Origin of the sequence: Niallia sp. Man26 (assembly GCF_022049065.2) — a bacterium.
Lineage (GTDB): Bacteria > Bacillota > Bacilli > Bacillales > Cytobacillaceae > Niallia.
The window spans coordinates 1,139,994-1,158,975 of record NZ_CP095744.1 but is presented as its reverse complement, the minus strand read 5'-3'; the positions used below and the strand labels follow the sequence as shown (position 1 = coordinate 1,158,975).

Genomic DNA, 18,982 nt, shown 5'->3' with positions numbered 1-18,982 from the left:
TCCTTTTACATACTTCAATTTTTCTAAATTATCTTGAACCTTTGACACTCCCACAGCTATAGCAATGGGATTCTAAAGTGCTATTGCGTTCGCAATTCATTTCTACTTTGAACTAGCCTTTAGTTAAGGGGTATGTCATTACCCCATCCTGTTACGTTCTATACACCTTTGGTGTATATGTACCTAAACAGGCGGTGTTGCTTTTACCACAACACTAGTTAGGATGCTTTTTTCTTTTTAGAAATACCACTTACACATTTTGATATATTAAGTCCAGCATTCACATCTGCATGGCTTTTATATCCACATTTTTCGCACTGAAATAGATGACGGTTTCTATTATTTTTATCAATATGACCACATTTACACATCTGCGATGTGTTATAAGGATTTACATATTGAACTTCCATGCCTTCCACCTTTGCTTTGTATTCAATGAAAGTTTGAAGTTGATATTGTGCCCAAGAATGTAGATTTCGACCTGCTTCTTTCTTTGATTTTGCTGTTTTTCTAATGCCTGTTAAATCTTCCATTCGTATTAGACGAACACCGTTCTCTAATGCGAAGTTTACGATTTTTCGGCTTATGACATGATTTAATTCCTTCATCCATTGCGATTCTTTGTTTTTGGATTTGCGAATAGCATCCAACTTTTTATTCTGTCCAAGGACTCGTCTTTTCGAAGCATATTTCCTGCGAATAAATGCTGCCTCATTTCCTTTAAAAAACAACGAAGTTGTTCCAACCATAGCAACAGCAAGATAGTTTAACCCTACATCAATGCCCATTATTGGAGGTTTAATAGATTCAAATTTCGGTATTTTTGGTTCAAAAGAGATAGAAATGGAAACATACCAACGCCCCTTTTTCTCATACAACTCCGCTGCTCCTTGTTTTGCTTTCCCTTCCAAAACTTTATCTAACCAATGTTTTTGGTATGTTTCTATTACAACTGGTACACCAACACGTTTCTCAAGAGTAGGAAATGAAACTTTATAGAGGTTGTTTTCTTTCTCTACTTTCAAATTTTGGTTGTTGAACCCACACCAAAAACGGCGAAAAACCTTCGCTTTTTGATTATTTTTCTTAGATTTAACCTCTCGAATGGATTGGTTCACAATAGCCGAGGGGAATTTCCCATCAGAAAACAACTTATAAACTTTCGATGTTGCACCCTTTAGACCTTGATATTCCAATAACCAGTTCGCAAAAGATGTGTTGATATTTGTCATTTCTTTGTACATCTCTTTTTTAGCATTAGTAGGATTTAATAATTCTAGTTTCAAAGAAATTGTTTCCAAGTTAGTTCACCACCAATCGAACGTATGTTTCTTATATTATAACAACAAGAGATTCAAATGCCTAGTGGATTACTCTGAGAAATAAAAAACCGTTCACATTCATCCCACACCTTAAGGAATGGGCTTTCTCGTTCCGTAAAATCTGTAAATATTCGTTCTTCAATTCCAGAATTTTATATTCAATGTCTTTTTTATTCATTTTTTCCTCCCCCTATGTCGTATATAGATATCTCATTTCTAGTTTAACTTTTTGTTCGCAATAATCGCAATATATTTAAAGTTACGATCAAAGCAGCTTCTGTATCACTTCATACTGCCATTATCTCCTGTTAACATAACTGTTTGCTAATTCCACTATATACTAAGAGTTTCTTGCGCAAACGCGAAGTTTTCACGGAAAGTATCTGCCACCGATATTACTGCAAAATAACTACTGTCTTCTCATTTTTTGACACTTGATTTACATAGGCTTGACTTTACTTAATGAGACATTCATAAGCGGTTCTTATAGGTCACTAAATTGCTAAAAAAATAGCTGCCAAATTGGCAGCTATTTAATGTGAAAATCACTGATGTTTATATCTTCTTTTTTTTCGGATAGCCAATAAGAATAGCAATAATACCGCAAATGCCGATGAGAATAGGATAAAATGAATACTGCATGATACTCACTGGAGATATTCCGGCTACGCTTGCCGCTGCCAGTATTTGAGCTCCGTATGGTAGAAGACCTTGGAACGTACATGAGAAGAGATCCAATATACTTGCAGACTTTCGTGGTTCTATTCCATACTGATCAGCGATATTTTTTGCGAGAGGACCTGTAATTAATATAGCAATAGTATTATTAGCCGTTGATATATCGGCTAAGCTCACTAAACCTGCAATACCAAATTCTGCACCCTTTTTGGATTTAATTCTCTTAGTCACGAGATGCAGCAGAAAGTCGATACCACCGTTAAACTTAATAACTTCCACCATTCCAGCAATTAATATTGCCAGAAAGGCTATTTCATACATGCCGGCCATTCCTTCTCCAATCTTTTGCAGAAGGCTCATTATTTGATAGCTGCCATCTAATAAACCAACTGCTCCGGCGAGAACAGTCCCTAATGCTAAAACAAGAAATACATTCATACCTGCTAATGCAAAGATAATAACTAGAAGGTATGGAACGATTTTTACCCAACTATAGCTTAAATGCTCAACTTGCGACGTTCCCCCGATTGTAATAACTCCTAAAATAATGCTCGTTATAATAGCTGCTGGCAATACAATCCAAAAATTAACTTTAAATTTATCCTTCATTTCTGCACCTTGTGAACGAACAGCCGTAATGGTTGTATCGGAAATAAAGGATAAGTTATCGCCAAACATTGATCCACCAACAATACCAGCCATTACTAAAGCCATGGAAATATCGGTATGATCGCTTATCCCAACACCAATTGGTGCTAGTGCTACAATCGTTCCCATCGAAGTACCCATCGATAGAGAAATGAAGCATGCAATGATAAATAAACCTACAACAAGCAAGTTTTGCGGAACAAAGGATAAAGTCAAGTTAACAGTCGAGTCCACCGCTCCCATACCTTTTCCTACTTCTGAAAATGCACCGGCTAACAGAAATATGACAACCATCAGCATTACATTGGAATTTCCTGCACCTTTGCAAAATATATCAATTTTTCGTTCAAAAGTTTCTTTTCTATTCATCGCAAGTGCCACAGCACCCGAAATAACAATGGCTACAAGGACAGGAAATGCATAAAAATCACCTGTAATAACACCTGAACCAATAAATAAAATCAAAAAAACAACAAATGGAATCAATGCCCATGGATTCCCTTTCTTCATTTTAAAAAACCTCCAAAAAATATTAAATAATACCTATCTATATTTTTTTGCAACAAAAAAGACCTTATCTTGAACGACAAGAAGAGGTCTTATATTTATCTATAAAACACTCCTCTTATCTTTCAAGCTGGTGCTTGCTGGATTTGGCACAGCAACTTAAATGTTAAGTTCCGCTGCCGAGATATCATCGGGCCAGTCCCTCCATCTCTCTTGATAAGAAGATATTAATTTATTTTTTGTCACAATAGTTAGTAGAATACCATGATTGTGGATCACTTTTCAACCTATTTTTTTAGATCTTTTGGTTCTTGATGAAAAGTTGTAGTAGGACTATGCTTTAGGCAGCTAGTTTTTTATACCTCTTTGCTCTGATGTTTCTGGATTTCTTTTGTTAATTTACTTTGCCCACACTTAATGCAAAGTGTTTCCAAAGAATTTTCTCAACTTCATTGTGTTCTGAATCTGTACATTCAATTATAAGAAGAACTTCCGTTTTTTTGTCTTTTACTCTAACGCTTACTTTTTTTCTGCGGTGTATAAATAAATCGATAATTAAACCAAAAATAAAACCAGATATCGCTCCAATTAACCCCCAATAAATAGGCCCCCACTCTAGTTCAAATCCCCTGCTTGCTCCTAACACAGAAAAAAACACAGAAAAAACGATTCCTTTATTTATTAAGGAGACTCCATCTGACTGATGGATTGTATCAAAAAGACCAACGCTCTCTGTATTAATAGAATCTAAAGGGACAGTTAAAATATTATGAATACCTTTTTGTTCAATCTCTCTTATTGCTAGTTCCAATTGAAGAGAATATTCAAAAGTAGAAAAAACTTGCATCGTTATTTCACCCGGTTACTTTTAAATTTTAAGTTAAAGGATTGATAATTATTTATTAAAAACATCTTTTGTTCTGCTGCAAAGAGTTTATTATTCTCAACAGTATTTAAATACGTTTCATAAATATTAAAGAAATATAATGACGGCAAATAAAAGAACCATTGTTTATCTAAGATATCTGTTGATTTATGAATATCTCCTAATAATAAGTAATGAAATGCAGCAATTACATGGGAAAAATGTACAAAGAAGACAGTTGTTATAAGGACGAAGATTGCTGAAAATATTTGATGCAAATATAACTGACCCATACCCGGTATACTTAATGACCAAATGACTGCGATGAGTGGATCTCTTTTATCCACATAATTTATTTCAAAGGGTTTTACAGTGATCGCTTCAATTGGTGGTTCTTCTTTTTCAGCTAATAAATAAATATTATTTAATTCTACCGTTGCACGGTAACTGTCCCATATGGCAAACAAATAAACCGGTATATACATGTACACATAATTAACATTTAATACATCTTTTGCTAACTGAATTTCTCCCATAAAGGAATAGGCCATCGCGAGGTTTAATTGAGATTTCTGGTTAATAAATACTTCCCAAATAATAAGGGCAAATCCTCTTATATATTTATGAAGTAATAAGTGCCCATAGCCAGGAAAAGTAACAGACCACAAAGCTACTATATAAGGGCTTCTCGGATGGATATAGGTTGTGCCCCAAATACTTATCTTGGCTAGTTTGCGACGAACTTTTTTAGTCATAGAGGTTCCTCCACGAATTTACTCAGGCTTACAACCTCAGAAATAATTAAGAATTTGAAAATTTGAAATACGCCCTTCGGTTTTGTATTATAAGTATGCTTCACAATGAGTATGAATATTTATTAATTACTAATTTTCCTTTAGTTTGCACATATAGGGTGTACCCGCACATCCTGAAAAAAAGCAGACAAAGCTGATATATCATTCCAATCCTTGAATTATTCAGACAACCAAAAGCCATATAACAACATGTCTACTCTTTGTTATATGGCTTTTTATAGTCAAAAAAATAAGATGTAAACCAGCATTAACAATTAGATTAACTTTTTAATAAGGCCTGTACATTTCGTAAAGAGGGTTATTTTGCATATTTATGTACTGAACCTTCCTCTTTAGTAAAGGGTTAGTTCATTAACTGATTTCGGTCAGCGGCAAATGGCGGTCTCTCTAACCATTCATTTTTAATAAGCAGATTCATACCATCCTCTGCATAGAGACCAATTTCACCTAACAAGCGTGTGTAATCAACACCTATGTCACGCCTCATTGAAGCAGAGAGTGCTGTCCCATAATTACCAACGCCAGCAGCAACCATTAAGGAGATATGAAACATCATTAATTTATCTGAAAAAGGAGGTTCTTTTACTGGCTGAACATGTGCATCCCAAGTTGTAGGAGCAGGCAAATCATTTTCAATTAAATACTTACTAAAGATTTCCACATGTTTCTTAGATATCGCCTTTCCTCGTTTCATATATTTTTTTATTTCTTCTGATTTGACTACTTGTCCGAAAGCAGTAGCCATTGCTGACCCCAGATGATTTGTTTGGATATTAGAGAATAAGTGAGTAACTTCACTAGCTGTTAATGGTCTTTGCTTTCCCCACCATCCTGCTATAAACCCTTGTTGCTCTACCATATTTACTTCTTCTAGATAAGGGATATAGGGAGAACGAATTTCAAGTCCTTTAGATAATAATATACTTGCTGTTTCATTGAACAGCTCCATAGTCGAAGAAATACAAGACATAAAATGTTCCTTTACATCCTTACGAAAGGTATGAGGCAATATGACGCTGTAAGTTGCTAAAGCTCCCTTAGTCATCTGTCTTGTATATAGAAGGAAAAATTCATCGGAAAATAGCCGAGGAGAATTTACATTAACATCTTCATCTGTAAAACCATGTGGTATAATATGACCTTCTTCTTTGAATATGTCTGAGATAACTTTTACATGCTGTTGTGATAAATCTAATGCATGCTCCAACACTGTTTTGATTTCAGCGTCTTCTACTGTTGCTAAATAATACTTATACACACAAATGTAAAGAGAATCACTAAGATAATTGGCCCATAATCCACCAATTTCAGATGATGTGAGACGAATATGATGATTTTCCAAAATAGTTCCCTCCGTTTTTACTATAGCCCTTTACTTACCATAGCTCTTCTTCTCATTGTATTTATACTCTAGGACATTTTCTAATTTGAATTACATTAATAAAGAAATTCCTAAATTATTCAGACACTCCTAGCTTTATTATGTTTTAATTAGTACTCTTTATACCACAATGAAAGCAATTCATAAGGGATCTGCTACCCTTGAAGATAAGTATATTCCAAACGAATTTTTTAATTTTTCATACCTAGTTTTTATCATTTCAAATTCCATAAATCAGAATACTACCCTAGAAAGGAGTTCCTATCTCACAGAGAATTAAGAATCTTTTCTTTTTTATTCTTCTTTGTAATTACGTACTGAGTAGTGTTATTGTATCTATAGGCAAAATGTTTCCTCTGCGAAACATTTTGAAACTCAGTCAAACTTACTAACATTTTATAAGGTGGTGAAGATACTTGTTAAGTAGACTTATTAAACATATGACAACTAAAAACAAGGTAATGTATACACTTATATTACTTTCCTTTCTACTCTCTATTATTTTTGTTCACAATAACTATCCTTTATATGAAAAAACTATTGCTAAGGTCATGAAAACAAATATAGAAGAAGTGACTGCAGTTAAAGATGCAAATAATGAAGATCGGATCTATGTACAAAATATCGTTGCTGAATTACAAAATGGCAGTAACAAAGGTAAAAAGATATATTTGATTAATGAATATTCAGATTCTAAAGCTTTAGATAATAAATTTCATGTAGGTAATGATTTATTTGTTACCCTCAATGATAATCATAACGGTAAATTAACTGGCACGATACTTGATATGAAACGTGATAAATATTTACTGATAATTGCATGGGTCTTTATGATAGTTTTACTTTTGATTGGAAAGAAGCAAGGGTTGCTGTCCATTATCAGTTTAATTGTTAATGCTTTCCTGTTATCTTACGCATTGGATTTATACATAAATAATTCAACCTTGAGCTTAGTCTGGATTTGTGTTTTTAGCGTTATATTATTTACTATAGTTACTTTATTGTTAGTAAATGGATTTAATGAAAAGACATATGCTGCTATTATTGCTACACTGCTTGGAACCTTTAGCTCCTTATTAATTACGTATCTAGTTCTTTTCATAACGGGTGAGAAGGGACTTCACTATGAGGAACTGCAATTTATTACACGCCCATACAAAATGGTTTTTATGGCTGGTTTATTCATTGGTTCATTAGGAGCTGTAATGGATGTAGCCATTACAATGTCCTCTACCGTTTTTGGATTGTATGATAAAAATAATCATATACCGATAAAGGCTCTTATTAAATCTGGCATGGAAGTTGGCAGAGATATTATGGGGACGATGACTAATATTCTGTTTTTTGCGTATGTCAGCGGTTCGATTCCTCTTCTCATTCTCTATTTTAAAAATGGCTCACCATTTGGCTATACTCTTTCCCTGAACCTATCATTAGAAATTGCTAGAGCTTTAGCCGGAGGCATAGGAATAGTACTAACAATTCCTATTGGCCTATACACAACTATATTTTTTGTGAATCGAAAGAGGAAAAGTCTATGAATGTATTAGTATTGCTTGCCGTTATATTATTTCTCTTAATGTTCATTTTTGGTGGAAGAAAGGGTGTAAAGTCTTTTTTTGCTATATTTTTGAACTTTGGTGTCATTATTTTCACGGTTATACTAATGAACGACGCAAATTTCAATCCAGTTATTTTAACTATTGTTGCATGTGTCATAATTAGCTGTATCAATTTGTTCTATATAAACGAAGTCAATAATAAGACAAAGCCGGCCTTTATATCAACACTTATTTCTACAGTTTTATTGCTGATAATTATTATTTACACAACTAATAAGGCGAAGATTCAAGGGTTTGGTGAAGAAGAAATTGCAGAGCTTGGTATGTTTTCCTTTTTCATAGGCTTAGATTTTGTAAAAATTGCAGCATCTGTCATTATTATGAGTACGATAGGTGCGATAACAGATACCGCTATAGCCGTCTCTTCCCCTATGCGAGAAATGCAATATCATAACCCAAACATAAGCCGAAAAGAGTTATTCCTTTTTGGTATGAGTATTGGAAGAGATATATTAGGAACGAGTACAAATACGTTGTTTTTCGCCTTTTTTGGAGGATATCTGGCTTTGTTAATTTGGTTTAAAGATTTGGCTTATTCTATTGGGGAAGTAGTAAATTCAAAAATTTTTAGCTCCGAAATGATTACCATACTTTGTTCTGGTATTGGAGTTGCGATTGTTATTCCTATCACTGCTTGGGTAACTGCGTACTTTTTAACAAAAGCTAATAAATCAAACAATACAGTAAGTTAAAACAGTTAGCTTATTTTGGAAACTCCAAAACCCTTCCATCTATTTAAACGGAAGGGTTTGAGTTATTTATATTCCTTATTTCTGAAGTCTCTTTTCGTCTTTACTACTCTTAAGATCATCTTGTATACTTTTATCCCATAGCTCTACGCCTGAATTATAGGCAGCTCTACCGATTAAATGCCCTGCAACAGGTGACGTTAGAAAGAAGAAAACAATCCCCAGTAAAATCCTTGAATTAAAATGACCATTAATAAAATAAAAATATAGAAAAGTAGCAAGTAGAATAACCATGATTCCAAGTGTTGATGCTTTGGATGCTGCGTGATTCCTTGTATATACGTCTGGAAGTCTTATAACACCTAAAGCAGCTACTAAATGAAGAAGAACTCCAATGGCAATTAATAAGCCAACAATCACCTTAACTATCTCGGTCATTTTCAATCACCTCTCCCTTCTCTAAAAACTTAGAAAAGGCTACAGTACCAATGAATGCCAGAATACCAATGACTAAAATAACTTCAAGAAAAGCACTCGTATTTAATACAATGGATATTAGTGCGGTAAGACCTGCTAAGCTAATACCGATAGCATCTAGTGCAACCACTCTATCAGGTGTTGTTGGGCCTTTAATTGCTCTGTAGGTAAATCCTATCATAGCAATGACGATTAACAATATTGCAATATACATAAATGTTTCAAACATTATCGCCCCACCTCCAGAATTGCTTTCTCAAATGTGTTTTTAATAGAGTCAATGGATTCTTGTGCATCATTAATATCCAAAGCATGCACATATAATATTTTGTTATCAGGAGATACTTCAATCACTAAAGTTCCAGGTGTCAAGGTGATCAGATTTGCTAGAATGGTTATCTCCCAATTCTTTTCTAAAATGGTGGGATATGCAAAAATACCCGGCTTCATATCCAACTTTGGCTTTAAGACCGTTTTTACAACGGCTATGTTTGAGCTGATTAATTCTCTAATAAAAATATATGTGAGATTCAATACAGCAAGTATTCTAAAAAGGTAAAATCGAGATGAAAAGAAATTCCTGAATATATAGAGGATTAGCAAACCAAAAAGATATCCTTTAAAAAAGGCAACAGGTTCAAACGATACAGTCATTACCATCCACATAAATCCAAGCAACACATTTAATAATATTTGAAAGGCCACGTTATCACTCCTTTAAGACTGCATCAATATAGATTTCTGGTTTTACCAATGTCTCAGCTGCCTGTGAGATATACGGATAAACCGCTTCAGCTCCAACACCATATAAAATCGAAATAATAATTAGGATTATTGGTGCAATCATTAAAGTTTTCACTGGTACTTTCTCCTCTCCCTCATAGGAACGAGGTGTACCCCAAAAACCATTTATAAAAATCTTCATTATCGAAAGCAATATTAGCAGACTAGATAGTAATACAATAGCAGCACCAAGGTAATTCTCTGCTTCAAAACCACCTTTTACAATTAAAAGCTTTCCGATAAAACCACTTAAAGGAGGAATTCCTGCAAGGGATAATGCACTTAAGAAAAAGGTCCAGGCTAAACCAGGGTATTTTTTAATCAGTCCACTAATCTCTTTTAAATTACTAGTTCCAGTAATACTGATGATAATACCTACTAAGAGAAATAGCGTGGCTTTAATAAGCATATCGTGAATTAAATAAAACACCGAACCTGTAAGCGAATCTGGTGTCATCACAGAAATACCAAAAACAATAACGCCAACTGCAATTATTATGTTGTAAATAATAATTTTTTTGATGTCCGAAAAAGCAAGTGCACCAATTAAACCAAAGATAATACTAAAAATGGCCAGAATGGCTAAAATCTTGCTAGTATAGCCAGTATCATGATAAAAAAGTAAAGTGTATGTTCTCATAATCGAGTATACCCCTACCTTTGTCAGCAAAGCCCCGAATAACGCCATTACGGGAATGGGCGGAGCATAGTAAGAACCTGGAAGCCAGAAGTATAAAGGGAAAACCGCTCCTTTTAATCCAAATACAACTAAAAATAACATAGCAATAACTGTCACAATTCCTGACTGCCCCACTTCACTTATTCTCTCTGAAATATGAGCCATATTCAAAGTACCAACAACTGAATATAAATAAGCAACTGTGATAACAAATAAAGCGGAAGCAATAATATTTACGAGAAGATATTTTATAGATTCACGCAGTTGTATTTTAGTTCCTCCAAGTACAATAAGGGTATAAGATGCCATTAGCATCACTTCAAAAAATACAAACAAATTGAATATATCTCCTGTTGTAAATGCGCCATTTACGCCAACAATTAGAAAGTTAAAACATGGATAGTAATAAAACCTCTCCCGCTCTTCTCCAATACTTCGGAAAGAGTAAAGAAGTGTAGTACAAGCAACAATACTAGTAGTAAGAACAAGCAACGCTGACAACATGTCAGATACTAGCGTAATCCCGAATGGAGCCTCCCAGCTAGAAACATCCAGTGTTTGTATACCACCCTGTCTAATCTTTTGTACTAATAAAACAGATACAATAACATTTATAATGGAGGATATTCCTGAAATCCACCTTTGGGCGATGATGTTTTTCGAAAAGAAGATCAGAATAACTCCAGTAATTAATGGAATCAGTATGGGTAAAAGTAAAAAATTAATCATTGCCATCCATTCCTCTCAATTTTTCCATATTGTCAGTACCAAGCTCTTGATAGGCACGATAGGCTAAAACTAAGAAAAAGGCTGTCACCCCAAAACTGATAACTATAGCTGTTAATATTAACGCTTGAGGAATTGGATCAGTGTAAGATGTTGCTTTCTCCCCAAGCAATGGTGCCGCCCCTTTTTTTAAACCACCCATGGTTAGGAGGAGCATGTGTACTCCATGACTAAGTAATCCGGTCCCCACAATAATTCGAAGTAAACTTTTTGAAAGCATTAAATAGGTTGCACAAGTAAATAAAATTCCAATAACAAAAATCATAATAATTTCCATTATTCATCTCCTCCAATCGTTTGAATAATAGTCATTGTTACTCCTACAACTACTAAGAACACACCTAAATCAAAAATCGTAGCTGTATGCAAGGAAAGGTCTCCTAAAATGGGAATATCTATATGAGTAAATGCATGCGTAAGGAAGGGAACGTTGAAAATCAACGCTCCAGCCCCTGTTCCTATGGAAAAAAGAAGCCCTGTTGCAATCATGTGCAAAAAATTAAATGGCAATATTTTTTTTACCGTCTTTAAGTCAAAAGCCAATAGTAATAACACAATGGCACCAGATGTTAATAGACCGCCTATGAAGCCTCCTCCTGGTGTGTAATGACCTGTGAAGAAAATAAACACAGAGAAGATAAGAATGATAAATAATACGATTTTCGTTGTGGTTTGTAAAATTACATCATTTGTTTTCAGTTTTCTTCCCTCCCTTTAGGCGTAGCTTAATTAAACCAAAAATACCAATCGCTGCAATTGCCAGGACAGTAATTTCAAACATGGTGTCAAGTCCGCGGAAATCAACTAAGATGACATTTACCATATTCTTTCCCGCTGCCTCTTTATATGTGTTTTCAATATAATAGTGTGCAATGGAATCAAATAACTTATTGCTGTGTGCCGATAAGCCAATCAGAATAACAAGAGCTCCGACCCCTACAGAAATAAGGGCATTTGTTAATTTAAACGAGATTCGTTCTTCGCGCTTCTTTAACTTTGGCAAATGATAAAAACAAAGCAAAAATAACGCAACAGATATTGTTTCAATAACAAGTTGAGTTAATGCCAAATCAGGAGCTCTGTATATCACAAAAAATAAGGAAACAGAATAGCCAACCGCTCCCAATAAAATAATTGAAGTCAATCGTGATTTAACGAAAAGAATGCTTATCGCTACAATGCAAATACCGACAGCAAGGATGACCTCAGCAATATGAATGTTTGATATATTACTTGTATCAAACTTAAAGGCATCCTTAATAAATAACGTAGATCCTAATATAAGAATAAAGAAGATGAATAAGTAGAGAAGGTACGTTCTAGAAGATCCCGTTAAAATACTGCTGGTTATTCTGCGAGAAACCATTTCTGTCTTATTTAATGCACCATCATAAAGATGGTTTAAGGACAGTTTCTCAGGGAAAATCTTATAAACCTCTCTCCATTTTGGATAAGTCTTGTACAGCAAGAAACCAATTGCAATAACACCAATAGTCATATATAGCTCAGTATTAAAACCATGCCAGAATGAAATATGAACATCAACTGCAAAGTCAGGCATGATAGCAGAAACGGCTGGTGAAATAATGGTATTTGATAGAACATTAGGAAAAAATCCAAATGCAATAACAAGTGAAGCCAAAACAATCGGTGGAATTAACATGCCAATTGGAGCCTCATGCGGTTTTTTCTTTAGCTTCTCAGGCTGAAATTTGCCAGAGAACGTTTTAAATACTAAAATCATGCTGTACACAAAAGTAAAAATACTAGCAATCCAAGCGATAACAGGAAACAATATTCCAATCGTTTCCATATTTAAAATATCCATGCTTAGTACACGTACCATAGCAGTGAAAAACATTTCTTTACTTAAGAACCCATTAAAAGGCGGAAGACCAGCCATCGAAAACGTCCCTATAATCGCGACTGTAAAGGTAATTGGCATGAAAGGCATTAACCCACCAAGCTTACGGATATCTCTTGTTCCGGTTTCATGATCGACTATCCCAACTACCATAAAAAGTGCACCCTTAAAGGTGGCATGATTGATTAGATGGAATACTGCTGCTACTGTAGCAACCATATAATAACTATTGTTGATAGAATCTAAGTGTAACGCAGCTCCTCCAATACCAAGCAATGTCATAATCATCCCAAGTTGACTAATCGTTGAAAAGGCAAGGATACCTTTTAAGTCTGTTTGTTTAACGGCTGAGAAAGATCCCCAAAACAATGTGACAATCCCAACCCCTGCTACTAACCAAACCCATAGAGCGGTTTCAGCAAAAACTGGACTCATTCTCGCTACTAAATAAATCCCTGCTTTCACCATTGTTGCTGAATGAAGATAGGCACTTACAGGCGTTGGAGCTTCCATAGCATCCGGTAACCAGATATGAAAGGGAAATTGCGCTGATTTTGTAAAAGCCCCAAGTAAAATACAAAGCATTGCCGGTATAAATAAGTGATTTGTGAATAGTTCATTCGATTGCTGAATAATTGCAGAAATACTAAAGGTCCCTGTCATTACATAGAGTAGAATAATACCTCCTAACATAGAAAGACCACCAAAAACAGTAATCAGCATTGATTTTTTAGCACCATAACGTGACTTTTCACGTTTGTACCAATAGCCAATTAGTAAAAAAGAAGAAAAGCTAGTGAATTCCCAAAAGGTATACAAAACAATCAAATTATCTGACAGAACAACACCGAGCATAGCTCCCATGAATAGCAGCAAGTATACATAAAAATTATTTAATTGCTCTTTATCTTTTTGTAAATAATACACCGAATAAAGAACCACTAAAGAACCGATACCTGTAATCAAAAGCGCAAATAATAAAGCTAAACCATCGACCTTAACCGTAAAGTCTATTCCAAGAGAAGGAATCCAAGCAAAGGATTTTGTTACAGTTTGCTGAGCAGAAGTGATTGAAATAAAAGATAAAAAATAACTGAACAAAAGGACTGGCAATGTAAGAACAAACCACCCAGTATGTACTCGCCTAAAAACCTTAAACAGGATTGGTATAAAGATGGCAAGTAAGAATGGTGAAATTATCGCTAAATGAAGCAAAGACAAAAAAATCCCCCCTAATTATCTATTATTTTAAACATGAAAAACAAATTATGTTTGACTGTATAATACTTAATAATTACGTTACTAACTCTTTTAGTGTCTTCTCTAGACTTACTAAATATGTGAAAACCACTTATATAAATTCATTTAGATGGTAATTTGTATAAAATACTGTCAATTTACCGAACCTAATAGAGGTGGTGGTGCCTTGATGAAAATGAAAGTTTCTATATCCAGTTCTTTATTTCTGTTACTTTTTCTTAGTTTTTGGCAATTGGATCAAAGGGAAGAACGTGAATACTCTCTCTTCATACATGACAAAGAAATGGAAGAAATAATTCCAATTAGTAATGAACTGGAAAAAGTCTTTCAAAATAAAATAGAAGCTTTTCAATCTAGAGAATACGTCAGAGTTAGTAAAGTTTTATAAAGGTAAAAATAAAAAAAGCCTGTCATTAGGGCATAGTTATCCCCTAGTGACAGGCTCCTCCAATTTTTACTCACATTATCATGTAATTATCGTAACTTGAATTGTTATCTGCACCATTTTATCTTAAAATTAGAATCCATTCAAGTACAAATCCTTTATACCCCTATTTTGAGTAATAAAACTTATTTTTTTGTTTTATTTTATCTTAACTATATACTTACGTATATAAATTATATATTATTACAAACACCTAAGCCATTCTTTAAAATTAACACCATACATCTCCTTAAATTTATTCATAATCTCTTGTTACGATACCATTCTAATATATTAATAATAAAATAACTTCCTTCTTAAAGTTCAAATATCATAATATAAATAGAGCCAATAATAAAGAATCCCGCTAAAAGGATCATTAAGATAGAAGGGATTTTTCGTTCTTTCTTTAATTCAGTAGACCCAATCGTTAAAAATAATAATCCAAGAAAAAAATACATTAATGCTAACATTATAGTGCTTTCTTTTATAGTACCGATAAGAGCTAGTATAACCGCTACAAGTGCAAAAAAAACCTTTATTCTTGTCACCACCAATTTTCCTCCTAAACAAGAAAGAACCTATCATCAAAAGACATAAGTCTCCTTCGGTGACAGGCTCCTCCAATTACAGTATATTTATTTTCAACATGATAGCATATTTAATTAAAAGGTGCTAGTAAACGTAATTCCATAAGGCCCATAGAGCCTATGATTACATTATTTTTTCTTTCTTTTAATAAAAGGTACTTAACTTTTCAGATAGGGCAATAATTTTTATTGTTTTATATCTTATCGTGAAATATAATATAATTCAGAATTTTAAAAATTCAATTAAAAAAGGAGTGTATTTATGGAAGAAATAGTAACTTTTATAAACGGGATATTATGGAGTACTCCAGTCATTTATATTGTATTAATAGTCGGCCTAATTTTTACATTTGTATCCAGATTCCTTCAGATCCGACATGTGAAGGAAATGATCATCCTTATGTTCCAAGGAAAAAGTTCAGATGCAGGTGTCTCCTCCTTTCAAGCACTTTCAATTGCTTTATCTGGAAGGGTTGGGACAGGTAACATAGCTGGAGTTGCAACCGCAATTGCCTTTGGGGGGCCTGGTGCTGTGTTCTGGATGTGGTTCATGGCATTTATCGGAGCTTCCACAGCGTTTATCGAGTCAACACTTGCCCAAATATATAAAGTAAACCAGGATGGACAATATAGAGGTGGACCTTCCTACTATATTGAAAAAGGAATTGGCTCAAAGTGGTTTGCCTTTCTTTTTGCAGGTGCAGCAATCATTTCCATGGCAATATTAATGCCTGGGGTACAGTCAAATTCAATAGCAGTTGGAATGAAAAATGCCTTTAATATTCCTACATACATTACAGGAATAGTGATAGTTGTACTGCTAGGTTTTATTATATTTGGCGGTGTCAAACGGATAGCCAATGTGGCACAAGTAGTTGTTCCAATAATGGCCCTTGGTTATATACTTTTGTCCATCATTATCGTTGTCATTAATATTCAAGAACTGCCAGGTGTTTTAGCCCTAATTTTCAAAAGCGCCTTTAATCTAGAGGCTACATTTGGCGGCATGATGGGCATGGCAATTGCATGGGGTGTTAAACGAGGTATCTATTCCAATGAAGCAGGTCAAGGAACAGGACCACACCCTTCAGCAGCTGCAGAGGTTTCTCATCCAGTCAAACAAGGGCTTGTGCAGGCATTCTCTGTATATATCGACACCTTGCTTGTCTGCTCAGCTACTGCCTTTATGATATTGTTTACTGGAATGTACAATACAGAAGCACCCAACGGAACTATGATCGTCAATAATGTGGAAGGTGTAGAGGCAGGACCAGGATTTACCCAAGCTGCGATTGACAGTATAATCCCAGGGTTTGGTTCCGGTTTTGTAGCAATTGCCCTCTTCTTATTCGCATTCACGACAATTATGGCTTATTATTATATCGCAGAAACAAATTTGACTTATTTGCTTCGCAATAAAAATAATAGATTATTCTCAGACTTGTTGAAACTAGTTTTACTTGCTACAACCTTTTATGGCACTGTAAAAACAGCCAGCCTCGCCTGGGCTCTTGGAGATGTTGGTTTAGGATTAATGGTATGGCTTAACATGATTGCTATCGTAATACTGGCAAAACCAGCTATTATTGCACTAAAAGATTATGAAAAACAGAAAAAGCAAGGCTTAGATCCTGTGTTTAATCCTGAACCTTTAGGCATTAAAAATGCGGACTTTTGGGTAAAGGAAGATAAAAAGAACGATAAAGCTGTTTAATAAAACTATGAACCATCCGTTTAAGTGCGGGTGGTTTCTTTACGAGTCAATAATGAACTAGATTTATTTTTGTATTAAGAAGTTAATTTATATCTTTAATAGTTTCTTCTATTTCTTCAAGAAAATATTGAATGGTCGGATCTTTATCATTTTTAAGTTCAACAATAACTTTCTGAATTAAAGATTTATCTATTACATATTGTGCAGTTACTACTCTCCATACCGCTTCTGCGGCATAATCTTTTAAATCTTCATTTCCACTTTTTATAAAATTCATTACATAACCAAAATATTCCTCATGGATACTTTCATCATATATAAACGAATTAAATATATCAAAACCCTCTATAATATCATCCTCTTCGGTACTATTAATTAACTTTCTAGCATCCTCAATTGTTGGAAGTGGCGTTGTCCTCAAGCCTTCCTCCTGATCGAGATCATGTACGTATAAGTGGTTGATGAATTCTTGAAAAGTATCATATATTTGGGTGATTCTTTCTGAATCTGTTTCAATATATATAACCTTTGGTTCTTCGCCATGATTGTAGTCTAGGGCAAACCAACTATGACCATCCCCGCTGATTAAAATAATATTACTTTTCCTAATCCCCCACTCTTGTTTGAAATAATCTGTTTCCATTATCCCTTTATCTTTTTTTATTCCACGAAGATTATCTATTTCTAAATAGTCATCTCCATCCCATCTATTTAAAGCTAAAGGTAGTGCATTATATATTAGTGTTCCACCATTTTGTTTTTTTAATAGTTTGATGTAATCAGCAGGTAATTTAACTCCAAAATAATCTTCTGCCAAATGTATATCTTCATCTGACAGATTATCCAATCTGTATTGGCTTGATTCAACATGCCAAATGTCCATTTAAAACCAGCCTTTCCAACGATAATAGTTTTTTCTTGTCACTTATACAGCCACATGTAATCTCTTGTATTACTAATCTACTAACAGTTGCTCAACCATTCCATCCAATTTATTCAGTAATGTTGTTCTCTTTGCGTTTTCTTTTTCTATTTCAATTTGATTGGATATTTCTGCGATTTCCTCTAACTGCTCTTTTACAGATGTATTTTTCTCTAACGCTGCAAAATTCTTAGCATATGCTTTAGCAGCATTGCCTATATGATTTTCGTATTGTCTGCGATCACTATATGGTTCATATGAATCAGCATGAATACTTTCTTTTAAACTGCTTAACCAACTATCTAAGTTTTCAAATTCAGTTTTTTCTATAATATTATTTCTTTCATCTATAATTCCATGAACTTCTGCAATCATTATCGATTGGTTAACTACTCTTTGTAGCTCTACAATATCTTCCATTCTTTTTTCATCATTATCTGCCTTTTGTAGACTTTTACCTAGTGAACCTATTTCCATCAACTTATCTGCAATCGTTGTCTCTTTCTCCTTTGAAGTATATTCACCAGAAAGATTTTCGGCAAACTTCCCCACTTCGGTTGCGTAATCCTTTCCAATCGGAGTTCTTGTAGCCGCATCACTTAGCTTAAGGTTTAGTTCATATAGAAAACTTGCTAAATTTGAATTATTACCTTTTTGTTCTTCCCTTTTACTATTTGTTTTTTCTTCATTCTCCTCTTGATTGTTAATTAGAGCCAGTTGATTTTGCTGATTTTCCGTGTTTTCCATTTGCTTAAATACAAAACTACCAATAAAAAGAGCAAAACAAGCAATAGCAGCAATTGAGAGTACGGGTGCAAAAGAAAAACGTTTTTTTGAGTCTTTATGATAAATAACAGTTTGATACAATCTTTCCTTGTCAGCAATACTCATTTTCCCATGTTTTAGAACAGTACTATTCAAACTCCTTCTTAAAGACTTCAAATCTTCACTCATTC

The 18,982-nt window shown here is 34.2% G+C and carries 19 protein-coding genes and 1 riboswitch; of the genes, 4 read left to right on the top strand and 15 right to left on the bottom strand.

What is annotated here, in order from left to right; translation table 11 throughout:
* Positions 1–218: 218 nt before the first annotated feature.
* The 5 genes from L8T27_RS25310 to L8T27_RS25290 all read right to left on the bottom strand — a co-directional run bounded on the left by L8T27_RS25310 (position 219) and on the right by L8T27_RS25290 (position 6,177).
* The gene (locus L8T27_RS25310) at positions 219–1,301 is read right to left on the bottom strand and encodes an RNA-guided endonuclease TnpB family protein (protein WP_237943765.1); all 1,083 of its coding nucleotides are present in this window, start codon (positions 1,299–1,301) and stop codon (positions 219–221) included.
* A 576-nt stretch (positions 1,302–1,877) separates the two neighbouring features.
* Positions 1,878–3,158, bottom strand: coding sequence for a Na+/H+ antiporter NhaC family protein (locus L8T27_RS25305; protein WP_237943763.1), 1,281 nt, complete (start codon positions 3,156–3,158; stop codon positions 1,878–1,880).
* Positions 3,159–3,270: 112 nt separating this feature from the next.
* Positions 3,271–3,378: riboswitch (SAM riboswitch) on the bottom strand.
* Positions 3,379–3,549: 171 nt separating this feature from the next.
* Positions 3,550–4,002 (bottom strand): YhcB family protein, encoded by a 453-nt coding sequence (locus L8T27_RS25300; protein ID WP_237943761.1) that lies wholly within the window; start codon positions 4,000–4,002, stop codon positions 3,550–3,552.
* Between the two features lie 2 nt (positions 4,003–4,004).
* Positions 4,005–4,775: a hypothetical protein gene (locus tag L8T27_RS25295; protein WP_233317202.1), complete on the bottom strand. Its 771-nt coding sequence runs from the start codon at positions 4,773–4,775 to the stop codon at positions 4,005–4,007.
* Positions 4,776–5,178: 403 nt separating this feature from the next.
* Positions 5,179–6,177 (bottom strand): DUF3231 family protein, encoded by a 999-nt coding sequence (locus tag L8T27_RS25290; RefSeq protein WP_237943760.1) that lies wholly within the window; start codon positions 6,175–6,177, stop codon positions 5,179–5,181.
* 479 nt (positions 6,178–6,656) lie between these two features.
* Here L8T27_RS25290 and L8T27_RS25285 point away from each other — a divergent pair, with 479 nt between their 5' ends.
* On the top strand, positions 6,657–7,757 hold the full coding sequence (locus tag L8T27_RS25285) for a YibE/F family protein (RefSeq protein WP_237943758.1): 1,101 nt from the start codon (positions 6,657–6,659) through the stop codon (positions 7,755–7,757).
* The gene (locus L8T27_RS25280; RefSeq protein WP_237943756.1) at positions 7,754–8,530 is read left to right on the top strand and encodes a YibE/F family protein; all 777 of its coding nucleotides are present in this window, start codon (positions 7,754–7,756) and stop codon (positions 8,528–8,530) included. The genes L8T27_RS25285 and L8T27_RS25280 overlap by 4 nt, the downstream gene beginning before the upstream one ends.
* Positions 8,531–8,605: 75 nt before the next feature.
* On the opposite strand, the gene mnhG is transcribed toward L8T27_RS25280, so the two are convergent.
* Genes mnhG through L8T27_RS25245 form a run of 7 tightly spaced genes read right to left on the bottom strand, consistent with a single transcriptional unit; the run spans position 8,606 to position 14,337 of the window.
* Entirely contained in the window at positions 8,606–8,965 is a 360-nt protein-coding gene (gene mnhG, locus L8T27_RS25275) for a monovalent cation/H(+) antiporter subunit G (protein WP_233317209.1), read from the bottom strand.
* Entirely contained in the window at positions 8,949–9,218 is a 270-nt protein-coding gene (locus L8T27_RS25270; RefSeq protein ID WP_396953849.1) for a Na(+)/H(+) antiporter subunit F1, read from the bottom strand. Before L8T27_RS25270 ends, mnhG begins: the two co-directional genes overlap by 17 nt.
* Positions 9,219–9,232: 14 nt before the next feature.
* Entirely contained in the window at positions 9,233–9,709 is a 477-nt protein-coding gene (locus L8T27_RS25265) for a Na+/H+ antiporter subunit E (protein ID WP_237943754.1), read from the bottom strand.
* A 4-nt stretch (positions 9,710–9,713) separates the two neighbouring features.
* Positions 9,714–11,195 (bottom strand): Na+/H+ antiporter subunit D, encoded by a 1,482-nt coding sequence (locus L8T27_RS25260; protein WP_237943752.1) that lies wholly within the window; start codon positions 11,193–11,195, stop codon positions 9,714–9,716.
* The gene (locus L8T27_RS25255; protein WP_237943750.1) at positions 11,188–11,529 is read right to left on the bottom strand and encodes a Na(+)/H(+) antiporter subunit C; all 342 of its coding nucleotides are present in this window, start codon (positions 11,527–11,529) and stop codon (positions 11,188–11,190) included. Before L8T27_RS25255 ends, L8T27_RS25260 begins: the two co-directional genes overlap by 8 nt.
* Positions 11,529–11,951, bottom strand: a complete 423-nt coding sequence (locus L8T27_RS25250; RefSeq protein WP_237944206.1) for a Na(+)/H(+) antiporter subunit B — start codon at positions 11,949–11,951, stop codon at positions 11,529–11,531. Before L8T27_RS25250 ends, L8T27_RS25255 begins: the two co-directional genes overlap by 1 nt.
* On the bottom strand, positions 11,938–14,337 hold the full coding sequence (locus L8T27_RS25245) for a Na+/H+ antiporter subunit A (protein ID WP_237943748.1): 2,400 nt from the start codon (positions 14,335–14,337) through the stop codon (positions 11,938–11,940). The genes L8T27_RS25250 and L8T27_RS25245 overlap by 14 nt, the downstream gene beginning before the upstream one ends.
* 205 nt (positions 14,338–14,542) lie before the next feature.
* Between L8T27_RS25245 and L8T27_RS25240 the strand changes: the two genes are divergently transcribed.
* Positions 14,543–14,764, top strand: coding sequence for a hypothetical protein (locus L8T27_RS25240; protein ID WP_237943746.1), 222 nt, complete (start codon positions 14,543–14,545; stop codon positions 14,762–14,764).
* A gap of 353 nt (positions 14,765–15,117) precedes the next feature.
* On the opposite strand, the gene L8T27_RS25235 is transcribed toward L8T27_RS25240, so the two are convergent.
* The gene (locus L8T27_RS25235) at positions 15,118–15,354 is read right to left on the bottom strand and encodes a DUF3953 domain-containing protein (RefSeq protein ID WP_237943744.1); all 237 of its coding nucleotides are present in this window, start codon (positions 15,352–15,354) and stop codon (positions 15,118–15,120) included.
* A gap of 298 nt (positions 15,355–15,652) precedes the next feature.
* Between L8T27_RS25235 and L8T27_RS25230 the strand changes: the two genes are divergently transcribed.
* A complete protein-coding gene (locus L8T27_RS25230; RefSeq protein WP_237943742.1) occupies positions 15,653–17,104 on the top strand; it encodes an alanine/glycine:cation symporter family protein in 1,452 nt (483 codons plus the stop codon).
* Positions 17,105–17,186: 82 nt separating this feature from the next.
* On the opposite strand, the gene L8T27_RS25225 is transcribed toward L8T27_RS25230, so the two are convergent.
* Positions 17,187–17,987 (bottom strand): SMI1/KNR4 family protein, encoded by an 801-nt coding sequence (locus L8T27_RS25225; protein WP_237943740.1) that lies wholly within the window; start codon positions 17,985–17,987, stop codon positions 17,187–17,189.
* A gap of 72 nt (positions 17,988–18,059) precedes the next feature.
* Positions 18,060–18,980, bottom strand: coding sequence for a hypothetical protein (locus L8T27_RS25220; protein ID WP_237943739.1), 921 nt, complete (start codon positions 18,978–18,980; stop codon positions 18,060–18,062).
* Between the last annotated feature and the right edge of the window lie 2 nt (positions 18,981–18,982).

Excerpts from the sequence above, each read along its gene's own strand:
- L8T27_RS25295 (WP_233317202.1), bottom strand. The coding sequence starts at position 4,775 with ATGACTAAAAAAGTTCGTCGCAAACTAGCCAAGATAAGTATTTGGGGC.
- L8T27_RS25305 (WP_237943763.1), bottom strand. The coding sequence starts at position 3,158 with ATGAAGAAAGGGAATCCATGGGCATTGATTCCATTTGTTGTTTTTTTG.
- L8T27_RS25230 (WP_237943742.1), top strand. The coding sequence starts at position 15,653 with ATGGAAGAAATAGTAACTTTTATAAACGGGATATTATGGAGTACTCCA.
- L8T27_RS25225 (WP_237943740.1), bottom strand. The coding sequence starts at position 17,987 with ATGGACATTTGGCATGTTGAATCAAGCCAATACAGATTGGATAATCTG.
- L8T27_RS25280 (WP_237943756.1), top strand. The coding sequence starts at position 7,754 with ATGAATGTATTAGTATTGCTTGCCGTTATATTATTTCTCTTAATGTTC.
- mnhG (WP_233317209.1), bottom strand. The coding sequence starts at position 8,965 with ATGACCGAGATAGTTAAGGTGATTGTTGGCTTATTAATTGCCATTGGA.
- L8T27_RS25285 (WP_237943758.1), top strand. The coding sequence starts at position 6,657 with ATGACAACTAAAAACAAGGTAATGTATACACTTATATTACTTTCCTTT.
- L8T27_RS25220 (WP_237943739.1), bottom strand. The coding sequence starts at position 18,980 with ATGAGTGAAGATTTGAAGTCTTTAAGAAGGAGTTTGAATAGTACTGTT.
- L8T27_RS25255 (WP_237943750.1), bottom strand. The coding sequence starts at position 11,529 with ATGGAAATTATTATGATTTTTGTTATTGGAATTTTATTTACTTGTGCA.
- L8T27_RS25260 (WP_237943752.1), bottom strand. The coding sequence starts at position 11,195 with ATGATTAATTTTTTACTTTTACCCATACTGATTCCATTAATTACTGGA.
- L8T27_RS25270 (WP_396953849.1), bottom strand. The coding sequence starts at position 9,218 with ATGTATATTGCAATATTGTTAATCGTCATTGCTATGATAGGATTTACC.
- L8T27_RS25300 (WP_237943761.1), bottom strand. The coding sequence starts at position 4,002 with ATGCAAGTTTTTTCTACTTTTGAATATTCTCTTCAATTGGAACTAGCA.